At 55.9% G+C, this 15206-nt stretch carries 13 protein-coding genes; 8 read left to right on the forward strand and 5 right to left on the reverse strand.

The annotated features are described in order from the left end of the window. Nucleotides 1-178: 178 nt before the first annotated feature. The 6 genes from AB6731_RS17860 (at nucleotide 179) to AB6731_RS17885 (ending at nucleotide 7330) form a co-directional block, all read left to right on the forward strand. Nucleotides 179-535 carry a DUF3302 domain-containing protein gene (locus AB6731_RS17860; protein WP_014168090.1) on the forward strand — a complete coding sequence of 119 codons (357 nt, stop codon included), beginning with the start codon at nucleotides 179-181 and terminating at the stop codon, nucleotides 533-535. Nucleotides 536-537: 2 nt separating this feature from the next. Then, nucleotides 538-1674: an HlyD family secretion protein gene (locus AB6731_RS17865; protein WP_014168091.1), complete on the forward strand. Its 1137-nt coding sequence runs from the start codon at nucleotides 538-540 to the stop codon at nucleotides 1672-1674. Nucleotides 1675-1763: 89 nt separating this feature from the next. Beyond that, nucleotides 1764-2372: a glutathione S-transferase gene (locus tag AB6731_RS17870; RefSeq protein WP_014168092.1), complete on the forward strand. Its 609-nt coding sequence runs from the start codon at nucleotides 1764-1766 to the stop codon at nucleotides 2370-2372. Nucleotides 2373-2475: 103 nt separating this feature from the next. Continuing rightward, nucleotides 2476-3861, forward strand: coding sequence for an L-seryl-tRNA(Sec) selenium transferase (gene selA, locus AB6731_RS17875; protein ID WP_333097984.1), 1386 nt, complete (start codon nucleotides 2476-2478; stop codon nucleotides 3859-3861). Beyond that, on the forward strand, nucleotides 3858-5705 hold the full coding sequence (gene selB, locus AB6731_RS17880; RefSeq protein WP_025206443.1) for a selenocysteine-specific translation elongation factor: 1848 nt from the start codon (nucleotides 3858-3860) through the stop codon (nucleotides 5703-5705). Before selA ends, selB begins: the two co-directional genes overlap by 4 nt. A gap of 86 nt (nucleotides 5706-5791) precedes the next feature. After that, the gene (locus AB6731_RS17885) at nucleotides 5792-7330 is read left to right on the forward strand and encodes an aldehyde dehydrogenase family protein (protein WP_020882663.1); all 1539 of its coding nucleotides are present in this window, start codon (nucleotides 5792-5794) and stop codon (nucleotides 7328-7330) included. On the opposite strand, the gene AB6731_RS17890 is transcribed toward AB6731_RS17885, so the two are convergent. Next, nucleotides 7327-8292 (reverse strand): LysR family transcriptional regulator, encoded by a 966-nt coding sequence (locus tag AB6731_RS17890; protein WP_059305611.1) that lies wholly within the window; start codon nucleotides 8290-8292, stop codon nucleotides 7327-7329. The two genes, AB6731_RS17885 and AB6731_RS17890, sit on opposite strands and share 4 nt — an antisense overlap. A 117-nt stretch (nucleotides 8293-8409) precedes the next feature. On the opposite strand from AB6731_RS17890, the gene AB6731_RS17895 reads away from it, so the two are divergent. Further along, nucleotides 8410-9150 carry a MipA/OmpV family protein gene (locus tag AB6731_RS17895; RefSeq protein WP_014168097.1) on the forward strand — a complete coding sequence of 247 codons (741 nt, stop codon included), beginning with the start codon at nucleotides 8410-8412 and terminating at the stop codon, nucleotides 9148-9150. 95 nt (nucleotides 9151-9245) lie between these two features. Here AB6731_RS17895 and AB6731_RS17900 read toward each other — a convergent pair whose 3' ends face one another. Next, complete coding sequence (locus tag AB6731_RS17900; RefSeq protein ID WP_371006623.1) at nucleotides 9246-11201, reverse strand: glycoside hydrolase family 127 protein; 1956 nt, start codon at nucleotides 11199-11201, stop codon at nucleotides 9246-9248. A gap of 10 nt (nucleotides 11202-11211) precedes the next feature. Further along, nucleotides 11212-12612, reverse strand: coding sequence for an MFS transporter (locus AB6731_RS17905; protein ID WP_020882660.1), 1401 nt, complete (start codon nucleotides 12610-12612; stop codon nucleotides 11212-11214). A gap of 224 nt (nucleotides 12613-12836) precedes the next feature. Between AB6731_RS17905 and AB6731_RS17910 the strand changes: the two genes are divergently transcribed. Then, on the forward strand, nucleotides 12837-13655 hold the full coding sequence (locus AB6731_RS17910; protein ID WP_025206441.1) for a helix-turn-helix domain-containing protein: 819 nt from the start codon (nucleotides 12837-12839) through the stop codon (nucleotides 13653-13655). Here AB6731_RS17910 and araD read toward each other — a convergent pair whose 3' ends face one another. Both araD and AB6731_RS17920 read right to left on the reverse strand, forming a co-directional pair. After that, nucleotides 13656-14351, reverse strand: coding sequence for an L-ribulose-5-phosphate 4-epimerase (gene araD / locus AB6731_RS17915; RefSeq protein WP_014168101.1), 696 nt, complete (start codon nucleotides 14349-14351; stop codon nucleotides 13656-13658). After that, complete coding sequence (locus AB6731_RS17920) at nucleotides 14345-15205, reverse strand: L-ribulose-5-phosphate 3-epimerase (RefSeq protein WP_181216246.1); 861 nt, start codon at nucleotides 15203-15205, stop codon at nucleotides 14345-14347. The genes araD and AB6731_RS17920 overlap by 7 nt, the downstream gene beginning before the upstream one ends. Nucleotide 15206 lies beyond the last annotated feature (1 nt).

Below are 15206 nucleotides of genomic sequence, written 5' to 3' on the forward strand. Positions count from 1 at the left end.
TAAGTCTATTATTATTCAGGATATATTTTGACACGCTTATAAACTTGCATGGAGATATTATAAAAAACGATACTCCCCGGCTCTGAAATATAAGTACACCTCGTATTTATAAAAAATTAATTAGGTTGCGTACCGTTTTATTAATTTAATGAGTTGACGTTGTTTAAGTGAGGAGAATATGTTTCTCAACTATTTTGCGCTGGGCGTATTGATTTTTGTATTTCTGGTTCTTTTTTACGGAATCATCGCCATCCATGATATTCCTTATAATATGGCCAAAAAACGGAATCATCCCCATGCGGATGCCATTCATACGGCGGGATGGATTAGCCTGTTTACTCTCCATGCGATTTGGCCGTTCCTGTGGATTTGGGCCACGTTGTACCGCGAAGATCGCGGCTGGGGGATGCAGAACCACATCTCAAAACCTGATGAGGTCCCGGGTATGGATGCTCTGACTAAACGTGTGGCCGAATTAGAACAAAAACTGGCAGCGGTACCTCCCACGGCTGACAAGAATACGCTGGAGCACTAATCATGGATCTGCTGATTATTTTGACCTATGTGGCCTTTGCATGGGCCATTTTTAAAATATTCCGTATTCCGGTAAACCAGTGGACCCTCGCGACCGCAACATTAGGTGGGGTGTTTATTGTCGCCGGGCTTATCCTGTTGATGAACTATAACCATCCCTATACCTTTACGGCGCAAAAAGCGGTTATTTCCATTCCGATTACGCCGCAGGTTACTGGGGTAGTGAGTGAAGTTACCGATAAAAATAACCAGCTAATTAAAAAAGGCGAAGTGTTATTTAAACTTGATCCGGGCCGCTATCAGGCGCGCGTCGACAGACTGCAGGCCGACCTGGTCACCGCCACGCACAATATCGACAATCTCAAAGCGCAGCTTGCGGAAGCGGTCGCCAATACCACGCGCGTGTCCGCTGAACGTGACCGCCTGTATAAAGATTACCAGCGCTACCTGAAAGGCAGCCGGGCAAAGGTTAACCCGTTCTCTGAAAGCGATATCGACAACGCACGGCAAAACTATCTGGCGCAGGATGCGCTGGTAAAAGGCTCGGTGGCTGAACAGACGCAAATACAAAGTCAGTTAGACAGTATGGTCAACGGTGAGCAATCCCAGGTTGCTTCCCTGCGTGCTCAGCTTGCTGAAGCGAAATACAACCTGGATCAGACCGTGGTGCGTGCGCCGAGCAATGGCTATATCACGCAGGTGCTGATTCGTCCGGGGACCTATGCTGCCGCGCTGCCGCTGCGCCCGGTCATGGTCTTTATTCCTGAACAGAAACGCCAGATTGTGGCCCAGTTCCGTCAGAACTCGCTGCTGCGTCTGAAGCCGGGCGACGAAGCGGAAGTGGTCTTCAACGCGCTGCCGGGCCAGGTCTTCTCCGGCAAGCTCACCAGTATTCTGCCGGTGGTGCCGGGGGGGTCATACCAGGCGCAGGGTGCGCTGCAGTCGCTGACCGTGATCCCTGGCACCGATGGCGTATTAGGCACTATCGAGCTGGAGCCGAATGCTGATGTCGATGCGCTGCCCGACGGCATTTATGCTCAGGTGGCGGTCTATTCGGATCACTTTGCTCACGTCTCGGTAATGCGTAAGGTGCTGCTGCGTATGACCAGCTGGATGCACTACCTCTATCTCGATCACTAACCCCTTCAGGGCAGGAATGCGACACGCATACCTGCCCTTTTTTCATCGCTTGATCCATACTGACTTTTTTCGGCATCAAGGATCAGGCAATGAAACTTATCGGCAGCTACACCAGTCCCTTCGTGCGAAAAATCTCGATTCTCCTGCTGGAGAAAGGGATTGAATTCGAGTTCGTCAATGAACAGCCTTATCACGCTGAAAACGGTGTGGCGCAGTACAACCCGCTGGGAAAAGTGCCGGCGCTGGTAACAGACGAAGGCCAGTACTGGTTTGATTCCCCCATTATTGCGGAGTACATCGAGCTGCTCGGCGTGGCCCCGGCGATGTTACCGGCCGATCCAAACGCGGCGCTGGCAATGAAGCAAATTGAAGCGCTGGCCGACGGTATTATGGATGCGGCGTTAACGTCCGTACGCGAGCAGGCAAGACCCGCCGCCCAGCAGTCTGAAACGGAACTGTTACGCCAGCGTGAAAAAATCAGCCGCAGCCTGGACTGGTGCGAACAGCTTATCCGGGAGGGAAAAATTCAACCCGATAGCCTGAACCTGGCAACGATAGCCATTGCCTGCGCCATCGGTTATCTCAATTTCCGCCACGTTTCCCCCGGCTGGTGCGTCGACCGTCCATTGCTGGTGAAGCTTGCAGAAACGCTCTTTCAGCGCGAGAGCTTTGCCCGTACCGAACCGCCAAAGGCTTGATGCGGGTTATAACACTTCGCAGCAGGAGGCGGTACAATCCCTTCTTATGTTGACTCCCTCTCCCGTCGGGAGGGGGGATGATATTTACTCGCCAGGCGCTTTCATGACAACTCATCACTCCCTGTACAGCCAGATCCCTGCAACCGACCGTCTTCTTCGCGAGCCGCGCGTACATGCTGCCGTTGCGCGGTTCGGCCATACCGCGACGGTTGAAATATTACGTCTGCTTCAGGACGAAGCCCGCAGCCATATTCAGACAGAAAATGCATTGCCGGACTGGTGTGCGGCGTGGGGGCAGGAAGTGGAGCTGAGGCTCGAGGAGAAAGCACAAAGCGCGTTACGCCCGGTCATCAACCTGACGGGAACCGTGCTGCACACCAACCTTGGTCGCGCTCAACAGGCAGAAGAGGCCGTCGCTGCGGTCGTGCAGGCCATGCGTTCCCCCGTGACGCTTGAGTACGATCTGGACGGCGCAGGGCGCGGACATCGCGATCGGGCGCTGGCGGACCTGCTCTGCGAGCTGACCGGCGCAGAAGATGCCTGCATCGTGAATAACAACGCGGCGGCGGTACTGTTAATGCTGGCAGCGACCGCCAGCGGTAAAGAGGTGGTGGTTTCCCGTGGCGAGCTGGTCGAGATTGGCGGTGCGTTTCGCATTCCGGATGTTATGCGCCAGGCGGGCTGTACCCTGCATGAAGTGGGCACCACCAACCGCACGCATGCAAAAGATTATCGCGCGGCAGTGAATGAAAATACCGGGCTGCTGATGAAGGTCCACACCAGTAATTACCAGATAGCCGGATTCACCAAAACCGTTGAAGAGGCGGAGCTGGCGGAGCTGGGCCGTGAGCTGGGTGTGCCGGTGGTGGCCGACCTCGGTAGCGGTTCGCTGGTCGATCTGAGCCAGTACGGTCTGCCAAAAGAGCCCATGCCGCAGGAGATGATTGCGGCGGGCGTCAGTCTCGTGAGTTTCTCCGGCGACAAACTGCTTGGCGGCCCGCAGGCGGGGATTATCGTGGGTAAATGTGCGCTTATTGCGAAGCTGCAGCAGCACCCGCTCAAGCGTGCACTGCGGGCCGATAAAATGACGCTTGCCGCGCTGGAAGCGACGCTGCGCCTTTATCTCCACCCGGAAAAACTGGCTGAACGTCTGCCCACGCTGCGCCTGCTGGCCCGTGATGCCGCCTCAATTCGCGCCCAGGGTGAACTGCTCTTGCCACACGTTGCGCCGCACTACCCCGATTTTGACGTGCGCCTTGAAGCTTGTCAGTCGCAGATCGGCAGCGGTTCACTGCCGGTGGACAGGCTGCCCAGCGCGGCGCTCACGTTTACACCCCGTGACGGGCGCGGCAGCCAGCTTGACGCTTTGTCGGCGCACTGGCGTGCCTTGCCAGCACCGGTTATCGGGCGCATTTACGATGGCCGAATGTGGCTGGATCTACGCTGTCTTGAAGATGAAGCGCGATTTCTGGAGATGCTGTTGAAATGATTATTGCCACCGCCGGTCACGTCGACCACGGAAAAACCACCTTATTACAGGCCCTGACCGGGGTGAATGCCGATCGTCTGCCGGAAGAGAAAAAACGCGGCATGACCATCGATCTGGGCTATGCCTACTGGCCTCAGCCTGATGGCCGGGTGCTGGGTTTTATTGATGTACCGGGACACGAGAAGTTTCTTTCTAACATGCTGGCGGGCGTCGGTGGCATCGATCATGCTCTGCTGGTGGTGGCCTGTGATGACGGCGTGATGGCGCAAACGCGTGAACATCTGGCAATTTTACAGCTGACGGGCAACCCGCAGCTGACCGTTGCGCTGACCAAAGCTGACCGCGTCGATGAGGCGCGACTCAACGCGGTGCGTGAAACCGTGCAGGCGACCTTGCGGGAGTATGGATTTGCCGATGCGCCATTGTTCGTTACCGTGGCGACAGAAGGGCGCGGTATTGACGAACTTCGCCACCATTTGCAGCGGCTTACTTCACGCGAGCATGCCAGCCATCATCGTTTCCGTCTGGCGATCGACCGGGCCTTTACCGTTAAAGGCGCGGGGCTGGTGGTCACCGGTACCGCGCTGAGCGGTGAAGTGAACGTGGGCGATACCTTATGGCTCACGGGTGCCAACGCCCCGATGCGTGTGCGCGGTTTGCATGCACAGAACCAGCCCGTAGAGCATGCCCATGCCGGGCAGCGGATCGCGCTCAATATTGCGGGCGATGCGGAAAAAGAGAAGCTTAACCGTGGCGACTGGCTGCTGGCCGGTGTACCGCCAGAGCCTTCTGAGCGGGCGATCGTCGCCCTGCAGACGCATGTGCCGCTGACCCAATGGCAGCCGCTGCATATCCACCACGCGGCCAGCCATATCACCGGGCGCGTGTCACTGCTGGAAAACGACCTTGCCGAACTGGTTTTCGATTCGCCACTGTGGCTCGCGGATAATGACCGTCTGGTACTGCGTGACATTTCGGCCCGGGAGACGCTGGCCGGGGCGCGGGTAGTAGCGCTCAACCCGCCGCGTCGCGGCAAGCGCAAGCCGGAGTATCTGCAATGGCTGGGAGCGCTGGCGCAGGCCGCGGATGATAAAGCCGCGTTGCTTGTTCATCTTGAGCGCGGTGCCGTCAATCTGAGCGATTTCGCATGGGCTCGTCAGCTCAGCGCGGAAGGATTACGCCTGCTGACCCAGGAGCCCGGTTTTATTCAGGCGGGTAACAATTTACTGAATGCCCCGGTCGCAGCATGCTGGCAGCGCAAGGTACTGACCACGCTCGCCACTTACCATGAACAGCATCAGGATGAACCCGGCCCGGGACGTGAACGCCTGCGACGCATGGCGTTGCCGATGGAAAACGATGCGCTGGTGCTGCTGCTGATTGAAAACATGCGCGAAAGTGGGCTGATAAAAAGCCACCACGGCTGGCTGCATCTGCCGGATCACAAAGCCGGGTTCAACGCCGGGCAAGAGGCGATATGGCAGAAAGTGGCCCCGCTGTTTGGCGACGAGCCGTGGTGGGTTCGCGATCTCGCACGTGAAACGAATACCGACGAACAGGTGATGCGCCAGGTATTGCGCCATGCGGCGCAGCAGGGGTTAATCGTCGCGATCGTGAAAGATCGTTATTACCGTAACGATCGCATTGTGGCGTTTGCTAACCTGATCCGCGAGCTGGATCAGGCGCGAGGCACGACCTGTGCAGCAGATTTCCGCGATCGGCTGAACGTCGGGCGCAAGCTGGCGATTCAGATCCTGGAATATTTCAACCGCATCGGCTTTACCCGTCGTCGTGGCAACGATCATTTATTGCGGGATTCGTTATTATTTCCTGAAACTCCGTGACCCCCGTCGTAAACACCGTTACCGGCTGGCGAGAAAATCGCCAGCCGGAACTACCCTTGCTGTACACCAACAGCAAGGAGACGGTCATGACAAACAATCCTCCCTCATCGCGTATCCAGCCTGGCGAGTATGGTTTTCCCCTCAAGCTGAAGCCCCGTTATGAAAACTTTATCGGCGGCGACTGGGTTGCACCCGTCGGCGGCGAATACTATTCCAATCTGACGCCCGTTACCGGCCAGCCGCTGTGTGAGATAGCCAGCTCCGGCAAGGGGGATATCGATCTGGCGCTGGACGCCGCGCACAAAGCCAAAGACAAATGGGGGCATACCTCTGTTCAGGACAGAGCGGCGATATTGTTCAAAATCGCTGACCGGATGGAACAGAATCTGGAGCTGCTGGCAACGGCGGAAACCTGGGATAACGGTAAGCCAATCCGTGAAACGATGGCGGCAGACGTGCCGCTGGCCATTGACCACTTCCGCTATTTTGCCTCCTGTATTCGTGCTCAGGAGGGCGGAATTAGCGAGGTAGACAGCGACACCGTGGCGTACCACTTCCACGAACCGCTGGGGGTGGTGGGGCAGATCATTCCGTGGAACTTCCCGTTGCTGATGGCGAGCTGGAAAATGGCGCCTGCCCTGGCGGCGGGTAACTGCATTGTGCTCAAACCGGCCCGCCTGACCCCGCTGTCAGTCCTGCTGCTGATGGAAGTCATTGGCGACCTTCTCCCGCCAGGCGTGATTAACGTGGTGAACGGGGCGGGGGGTGAGATAGGGGAATATCTGGCGACCTCAAAACGGATCGCCAAAGTCGCGTTTACCGGGTCGACGGAAGTGGGTCAGCAGATCATGCAGTACGCGACCCAGAACATCATTCCAGTGACCCTGGAGCTGGGCGGTAAATCGCCGAACATTTTCTTCGCCGACGTCATGGAGGAAGAGGATGCCTTCTTCGATAAAGCCCTGGAAGGCTTTGCGCTGTTTGCTTTTAACCAGGGTGAAGTCTGTACCTGCCCAAGCCGCGCGCTGGTGCAGGAGTCTATCTATGAGCGCTTTATGGAGCGAGCCATTCGCCGCGTCGAGTCTATCCGCAGCGGTAACCCGCTTGATAACGTGACCCAGATGGGCGCGCAGGTCTCGCACGGGCAGATGGACACTATCCTCAACTACATTGATATCGGCAAGAAAGAAGGGGCGGATGTCCTGACCGGCGGTCGGCGTAAAATGCTGGGCGGCGATCTGCAGGACGGGTATTACCTGGAGCCGACGATCCTGTTCGGCAAAAACAACATGCGCGTTTTCCAGGAGGAAATTTTCGGACCGGTGCTGGCCGTCACCACCTTCAAAACGATGGAAGAGGCGCTGGAGATTGCTAACGATACGCCGTATGGCCTCGGGGCTGGCGTCTGGAGCCGCAACGGTAATCTGGCTTATAAAATGGGGCGGGGCATTCAGGCCGGGCGCGTGTGGACCAACTGCTACCATGCTTATCCGGCGCACGCGGCTTTTGGGGGCTATAAGCAGTCGGGCATCGGGCGTGAAACCCACAAGATGATGCTGGAGCATTACCAGCAGACGAAATGCCTGCTGGTGAGTTATTCCGATAAACCTCTGGGGCTGTTCTAACCCTCCAGCTCAGGCTGCCCCTGGGCAGCCTGAGCAATTTGCTGACGCAGGCAGTTCAGTACGCCGTCCAGAATGTACTGCACGCGCCAGGGCTGGTATTCACGTTTGCGGAATATCGCCGTCAGGTCGAGCCACCACTCTTCCTGATGGGGGAAGCAGGGAACCAGAGAACCACTCTTAAGCTCTTTTTTCAGGCTTTCTTTCGGCGCAAAAACAATACCGAGATTATTTCGTGCCAGTTCCAGCGCCGTCTGCGTATTGTCGCAAATATAATTCCCGGTCACTCTGTAATCATATACGGTCTCGCTGCCGTGGACGCGAAAACGCCAGATGTTCGCCTCATCCACCAGCATCGAGTCTATTAAAATACAGGAGTGATTCATTAAATCTTCAGGTCCGGTTAAGGGGTGGTTTTTCAAATATTCTTCAGTGGCAAACGCCGTGACGGAATATTTCGTTAACACACTGGCGACCAGACTTTCATCTTTCGGCTGAGCATAGGTAATGAGAATATCGCAATCATCGGGGAACGAGACCCCTTCGGAATATTCATTACGATCCAGGTTGTACGTTTTTAACGAGATGCGGATATCACCGATGTCCTCAATCTGATGGATCACGTGTCGCGCCAGATACATCACGATACCCGTTGGGGCGTAAATGGTCACTTTTCCGCGCTTCTCATGCTTATAATCAGCAATGAAATTAATGAGCTGGCTATTTTTATCCAGCGTGGCGTCAATGTAGGGGAGTAACGCTTCGCCAAACTGGGTTAGCGCCAGTTGACGGGTCGTGCGCTCAAATACCTTAAGACCGACACGCGTTTCAAAATCAGAAAGGTATTTACTGACGTTAGCCTGTGCCATGCCCAGCAGGGCTGCGGCATCGCCAATACTGTGGGTGGCTGCGATGACGGAAATAATTTTTAACTCGCGTGGTTTTAGCTGGAACTTATTCATCATGCGCACCCATCTATATGTTTTTATATATAATATTATATAAACTGCAGCGTTGCATTGGCAAATTTGTAACCATTATTATTCGCCTCGCTTGTTTGGCGTCTAAATGGATTACATGTAATGACTATTAAATACAATTTACTCATCGCAGCCACGTTATTTGCAACATCATCTGCAATGGCTGGTGACTTTTCACTTGGGGCGGGGGCTGTATTTAATGAGTCGCCTTATAAAGGTTATAACGAAAATACCACGGCGGTACCGTTAATTAGCTATGAAGGCGACCGGTTTTATATTCGCCAGACCACCGGCGGATGGATCCTGTGGAAAGACGAAAAAAATGAATTCAGCATGACCGCATCGTGGATGCCACTGCGATTTGATCCTGAAGATAACGACGACGCTCAGATGAAACACCTCGATGAGCGTAAAGCATCAGCGTTTCTCGGCGGGGCGTACTACCGCCATGAACACTGGGGCTCGCTGAAAGTGGCGGTCTCGGGTGATGCGATGGATGAGAGCGGCGGCGTGATCGGTGAAATCTCATACTTCCGTCCGGTTCGGATGGAACGTCTGACGCTGACGCCATCGGTAGGTATTTTCTACAGCGACGAAAGCTATAACGATTACTACTACGGCGTATCCGGCAATGAGTCTCGCCGCTCAGGCCTCAATGAATACACCGCAGGTGATAGCTGGACGCCGTATGTGGGTCTCGCGGCTAAATATCAGTTAACCCAGAATCTGTTCATCAACGCCAGCGCGGTCTATACCGTGTTACCTGACGACGTGAAGAACAGTCCGATGATCGACCGCGAAGACAGTTTCGCGCTGATGACCGGCATGTCCTGGCGTTTCTGATCTAAAGCCGGGTGGCGATTGCCTTACCCGGCCTCGGTTTTTATCTCCCGCGCCTGTGGGAGAGGGTTGGGGTGAGGCTGACAGGATAGATGCCTTCAGGCCTCATCCACCCAAATCCGCATTTCCCCTTCTCCCCGGTTTGCCCAGCTGAACCACGGAATAAAGGTCAACGTCCGGGGCTGGCGCTGCACCGGGGCGCGATCGTACTGCCACAGTGCCTGCGTGCCTTCCTCATCAGCGTGACGCGCGATGCCCTCCGCCTGAATCAGTATCTTGTGCGCAAAGATCCCTTTTCCTTCAAAGACCCGAAATTCGCTCTGCTCAGGCAGGGAGAGGTTATGCAGGTTCGCGCCATTGTCGGCCTCTTCCAGGCAGTAGACCAGCGGGCCACGCTGCAGCGCGACTTTGCCGGCCTGCTGGCGTACCAGCGGGTTACCGTACACGCGCCGGACCGGCATGGGTAAGGTCAGCGTAAGGGTATCTCCCTCCTGCCAGCGGCGGGTGAGGTACAGATACCCCCGGGAGACATCACCCGTGACACTTTCGCCGTTCAGTGACACAGCCGGGCTTGCGCACCAGTCCGGTAAACGTAGTGCCAGCGTGTGGGTCACCGGGACAGGTGAGGTGATCTCGATGTTGACCTCTTCCTGCCATGGATAATTACCGCTAATCCGTAGCTGTAAGGTGCCCTCATCTACCGGTATGGCGACGTCGTTCCCCACATAGAGGTTGATAAAGAGCGCGTTCTGACGAACGGTATAGAGATAGTGGCCCAGCGAAGTGAGCACGCGGGCGATATTGGGCGGGCAACAGGCGCAGCCGAACCAGCGCTGGCGAACCGGCTTAACGTGGTCGTAGACATGATTAAATGCCAGCGTTTTAGGGTGTACCTCCAGCGGGTTCACATAGAAGAAATGTTTACCGTCCAGCGCCATGCCGCCCAGTACCGTGTTGTATAAGGCACGCTCCATCACGTCGGCGTACTGGCTGTCCGCTTCCATCTCCAGCATCCGGCGGGCAAACATCATCAGGCCAATGGAGGCGCAGCTTTCGGCATATACCGTATCGTTAGGCAAATCGTAATCGCTGCTGAAGGCTTCGCCACTGCTTTGCGAGCCGATCCCGCCGGTAATATAGAGCTGTCGCTGGGCCATGTTATTCCACAGCCGCAGGCAGTCCTGGCGTTTACCCTCGTCATGACACAGGCGAGCAAGATGCGCCATGCCCGCCATCAGATAGACAAATCGAACCGCGTGGCCGATGGCGGTATGTTGTTCGGCAAGCGGTTGATGCGCCTGGCTATAGGCTTTGTCCTTGACCATCCACGCCGGGCCGTATGTGTTCCAGTACGATGTCCGGCCCCGTTTCTCATATTCGATATCGTAGAAATGAGGCTGTGTGCCGCGCGTGTCGATAAAATATTTCACAAGGGCCAGGTAACGTGGTTCCTGAGTGACGTCGTAAAGCCGCATCAGCGCCAGCTCAATTTCCGGATGGCCCGGATAACCGTGAAGCTGCTCCTCGCCGGGGCCAAAGACCCGGTCGATATGGTCCGCCAGTTTGCATACCACCTCCAGCAGACGGCGTTTTCCGGTCCCCTGAAAATAGGCCACGCCAGCTTCAATCATATGTCCGGCGCAATACAATTCGTGGCATTCGGCGAGATTCGTCCAGCGCTCACCGGGTGCTTTCACCGTGAAGTAGGTGTTGAGATAGCCATCGTCGCACTGCGCCGCCGCAATCAGCTCAATCACCTCATCGGCGGTTTTTTCACGTTCCGGGTCGGGCTTCTGGCACAACGACCACGCGACGGCTTCCAGCCATTTCGCCACGTCGCTGTCCTGAAACACCATCCCATAGAACTCCCCCTGTTCCAGCCCTGCCGCAATGCGGAAGTTGGTGATGGCGTGACTCGGTTCGGCTTCGGTAACGCGATCGTTTAGCGCATCCCACTGGTAGGGGATCACCACATCACGCACCAGCCGCTGATACTGGCCGAGAAACGGGTCGTTGATGTTCAGTGTGTGCAGGTCGGCTTCCATTATGGACATGTCATTCTCCTCAGGACGATACGTGACGCTGGCGCAGATCGGTGGCAATGCGCGACATCATGGGATTGTTGAGTCTGCACCAGCGGATTGAGACCGCCAGCAGCAGGTGGAAAAGGGCGGGGAGCAGCGTCTCCATCGCAGTAATTCCCTGTAACGAGGCTGGCGTCTGGTTGCCCGCGCCCGGCTGGTAGGCGACGGCGATAAACACCAGGCTGATGATCCCGGCGCTGGACGCCCAGGCGAGCTTGATGAAAAACAGATTGAAAGCGAAGTTCATGCCAGATGAACGTACCCCGTTTTTCCACTCACCATAGTCATCTGCAAATGCCATCAGCGAGAAGTGCAGGGGCAGGGTAAAACCGAGAATGACACCGTTACTCAGAATAACGATCAGCCAGAGCATCTGATGAGCCGGACCGCCTGGCAGAAACCACATACCCGCCGCGAGCGCGGCCAGCACGAGGTTGGTGTAGTAATAGAGTTTGACGGTATCAATCCGGCGAGAAAGGGGATTCACGATCACCGCGCCGAGAATGGCCGCAAAGGTCACCATCGTGAAGAACAGCGAGGTATAAGCGGTACTGCCCTGGAGCACGTAGGTGATGAAGTACATGTAGCCGCCGCCACGAATGTTGAAGACGTTGATCAGCAGGAATGACATCACCAGCATCAGCAGGAGCTGATCGTTGTTGCGCAGGCCGGCCAGGTGCTCGCGTAAGGTGAATTTGCCCATCAGCGCCAGCGGGACGCGCTCACGCACCCAGAAGAAGCAGCAGAGGAACATCACCACGGCGATGGCGCACAACACCCCAACGCCGAGCTGATAACCTCGCGCGGCGTTGCCCTCGCCCAGCGCTGCGACCAGCCACGGCAGGCCAACAGAGACCAAAAAGCCCGCCACACCGCACAGCACAAAGCGCCATGACTGGCAGGAGATGACCTCGCTGTGGCGGGTGGTCATGGTGTTGATCAGCGCGCAGTAGGGCACGTTGATGGCGGTATAGCCCACTGACAACAGCAGATAGGTACCAAACGCCCAGGCGATTTTCACCCCCATGCTGGCGTCAGGCACGGTGAAGGTCAGTACACCGATAACCCCGACAGGAAGCGCCACCCACAGCTGCCACGGGCGAAAACGCCCCCAACGGCTTTGTGTTCGGTCGGCAATCACCCCCATCACCGGATCGGAAATGGCATCAAACACGCGCAGGGCAATAAACAGCGTGCCAACGAGCGCAGGCGTCAGACCAAAAACGTCGGTGTAGAAGAAGGTAAGAAAATTCATGATCAGGCAGGTAATGACCGTGCCACCCGCGTCACCCAGGCCGTAGCCTATTTTTTCGCGGACTGACAGGCGGTCATCCATAGCCCCTTGTACGACCTGTGATTCTGTAATCGGTGTGGAAGTCATGAGGTAACTCCTCGGTAATCGATTTTTATCGTATTTATGCAAGGTACCCCATTCATTCTGCACCGAACGCTCAGGCCAACAAGGGAAGGGAAAAGTATAAAAAGGTGACGATTCCGACCTGATGATAAATTTGTGATTTCGATCGGGAAGGCAGGAAGATATTCATTAATAATCAAAGCATAAGATGAATATTAATGGCAATCAGAGCGGAATGGTGAATATCCATGCTTGAATTATCCATAGCGCTTCCGATTAAAGTGCAAAATGGTGGGCTCTTTATTTCCCGGGGCGTGGGCCGGCATCCGGCGCGCAAATTAACCTCGTGGGAGATTATCTTCGTCGAAAAAGGGACATTAACGATCCAGGAAGAAAACACGCTCTTTGAGGTGAAAGCGGGAGAGAGCTTACTGCTCTGGCCGGCGCGTCGACACGTGGGGACAGAAGATTTCCCGGCGGACCTGCGGTTCTACTGGCTGCATTTTGAGGTCGAAGCGCAATCGTCGCCTTTGCCACATGCTTTTCCGGTGGCCATTGAACAACATTGCTGCGTGCGCGATGCTCAATATGTGATTGCGCTATTCCGGCAATTCCTGAGTGAGCAGGAAAAATTACAGCGAAGCGTGGCGCTGGAAATGATTTTGCTGCTGATTTTACAGCAAGTGTCGATCTCCTCAGGTTATGAAGACAGAGCCGATGAAGCCGGCGCGGCCATGGCATGGAAGGCAAAACAGCTTATTCGCACGCAGTTTCATCTGCCGCTTTCCACATCGCAACTGGCAAAAGCCTTGCACTGCAATGCCGATTATCTGGGACGCGTATTTCGCCGGACCTTTCACTTAACCCTGACGGAAGCGATCCATCGCCAGCGCGTCAGGGCGGCAGAAAAGCTGTTGCTGAACGACTCCGCGTCCCTGACCGAAGTGGCAACCCGCTGCGGTTTTAATGATGTCGGGTATTTCCGGCAGATATTTTCAAAGCATACCGGCTTAACGCCCGCCGTCTGGAAACGGCGGTACTGTAAGGAGCATATTAATTCCGGGTGATCACTGCCCGTAGTAGGCATTTGCTCCATGCTTGCGCAGGTAATGTTTATCGAGCAATTCCTGCTGCATCGTCGGTAGCTGTGGCGCAAGCTGGCGTGAAAACAGCCCCATAAAGGCGCACTCTTCCAGCACCACAGCGTTATGTACCGCATCGGCCGCATTTTTTCCCCAGGTGAACGGGCCGTGAGAATGGACCAGCACCGCCGGGATCTGCATCGGGTTTACGTCGCGCTCCTCAAAGGTTTTGATGATCACTTCACCGGTCTGGTATTCGTATTCACCCGCAATTTCAGCCGGGGTCATCAACCGCGTGCAGGGGATCGCACCATAAAAATAGTCAGCGTGCGTGGTACCCCATGCCGGTAAATCCTGCCCTGCCTGCGCCCAGACAGTGGCGTGGCGGGAATGGGTATGCACAATGCCGCCAATTTCAGGGTAACGGCGATACAGCGCCAGGTGGGTTGGCGTGTCGGAAGAGGGTTTTTTAACCCCCTCGACCACCTGGCCCGTGGCAATGTCCACCACCACCATATCCTCTGCGGACATCACGTCATACTCCACGCCGGAGGGTTTAATCACCATCAGGCCGCGTTCACGATCCACCGCACTGACGTTGCCCCAGGTGAAAGTCACCAGCTGGTGGGCGGGCAGCGCCAGGTTTGCCGCCAGGACCTCGGCTTTGAGTTGTTCTAACATGTCATCCCTCCTTCCTGCATCCGGGCTTCAATCCAGCGGCGTGCCTGGATGATTTCCAGTACCGGCTCTTTGGCTTTTTCAGTCCACATTTCAATCAGAAATACGCCGCGATAATTGAGCTGATTCAGCGTGTTAAATATGCCCACGAAATCGACGCACCCCTCACCGAACGGTACGTCACGAAACTGTCCGGGGCTTTGTTCAGTCACGGGCTGGGTATCTTTCAGGTGGATGGCGGCGATGCGATCGATGCCCAGCGTCAGCTCGGCGGCCACATCGTTACCCCACGCGCTCAGGTTGCCGACGTCCGGATAAACGCTGAACCATGGTGAAGCGAGCATTTCGTCCCACTTTTTCCATTTGCTGATGGAGTTCATAAACGCGGTATCCATGATCTCCACTGCCAGCATGACCTGCGCGGCGGCGGCCTGCTCCACGGCCCATGCCAGCCCTTCGGCAAAGCGTTGCCGGGTGCCTTCGTCATGTTCTTCGTAATAGACGTCATACCCGGCAAGCTGGATGGTGCGAATACCGAGATCGCGCGCCAGACGGATGGCTTTGGTCATGATGGCGCGTGCGCGCTCGCGGACGGTCTCGTCCCGGCTACCAAACGGGAAACGGCGGTGGGCAGACAGACACATCGACGGGATCGCGACCCCGGTTTCCAGCATCGCCTCAACCAGAGAGGCGCGCTGCGCGGTGTTCCATTCAAGGCGGGACAAACGCTCATCAGTTTCATCGATCGACATCTCGACAAAATCAAATCCGCAGCTTTTTGCCAGCACCAGGCGCTCTGGCCAGGTGAGCGCTTTCGGCAGCGCTTTTTCGTAGATACCTAACGGATGCTGACGCATG

Origin of the sequence: Enterobacter sp. RCC_40, from assembly GCF_041360735.1 — a bacterium.
GTDB classification, from domain to species: domain Bacteria; phylum Pseudomonadota; class Gammaproteobacteria; order Enterobacterales; family Enterobacteriaceae; genus Enterobacter; species Enterobacter ludwigii.

What these genes read in the sequence shown, in the direction of transcription:
- AB6731_RS17860 (WP_014168090.1), top strand. Translation starts at nt 179, where the DNA reads ATGTTTCTCAACTATTTTGCGCTGGGCGTATTGATTTTTGTATTTCTG.
- araD (WP_014168101.1), bottom strand. Translation starts at nt 14,351, where the DNA reads ATGTTAGAACAACTCAAAGCCGAGGTCCTGGCGGCAAACCTGGCGCTG.
- AB6731_RS17905 (WP_020882660.1), bottom strand. Translation starts at nt 12,612, where the DNA reads ATGACTTCCACACCGATTACAGAATCACAGGTCGTACAAGGGGCTATG.
- AB6731_RS17870 (WP_014168092.1), top strand. Translation starts at nt 1,764, where the DNA reads ATGAAACTTATCGGCAGCTACACCAGTCCCTTCGTGCGAAAAATCTCG.
- AB6731_RS17885 (WP_020882663.1), top strand. Translation starts at nt 5,792, where the DNA reads ATGACAAACAATCCTCCCTCATCGCGTATCCAGCCTGGCGAGTATGGT.
- AB6731_RS17865 (WP_014168091.1), top strand. Translation starts at nt 538, where the DNA reads ATGGATCTGCTGATTATTTTGACCTATGTGGCCTTTGCATGGGCCATT.
- selB (WP_025206443.1), top strand. Translation starts at nt 3,858, where the DNA reads ATGATTATTGCCACCGCCGGTCACGTCGACCACGGAAAAACCACCTTA.
- AB6731_RS17900 (WP_371006623.1), bottom strand. Translation starts at nt 11,201, where the DNA reads ATGTCCATAATGGAAGCCGACCTGCACACACTGAACATCAACGACCCG.
- AB6731_RS17920 (WP_181216246.1), bottom strand. Translation starts at nt 15,205, where the DNA reads ATGCGTCAGCATCCGTTAGGTATCTACGAAAAAGCGCTGCCGAAAGCG.
- AB6731_RS17910 (WP_025206441.1), top strand. Translation starts at nt 12,837, where the DNA reads ATGCTTGAATTATCCATAGCGCTTCCGATTAAAGTGCAAAATGGTGGG.
- AB6731_RS17890 (WP_059305611.1), bottom strand. Translation starts at nt 8,292, where the DNA reads ATGATGAATAAGTTCCAGCTAAAACCACGCGAGTTAAAAATTATTTCC.
- AB6731_RS17895 (WP_014168097.1), top strand. Translation starts at nt 8,410, where the DNA reads ATGACTATTAAATACAATTTACTCATCGCAGCCACGTTATTTGCAACA.
- selA (WP_333097984.1), top strand. Translation starts at nt 2,476, where the DNA reads ATGACAACTCATCACTCCCTGTACAGCCAGATCCCTGCAACCGACCGT.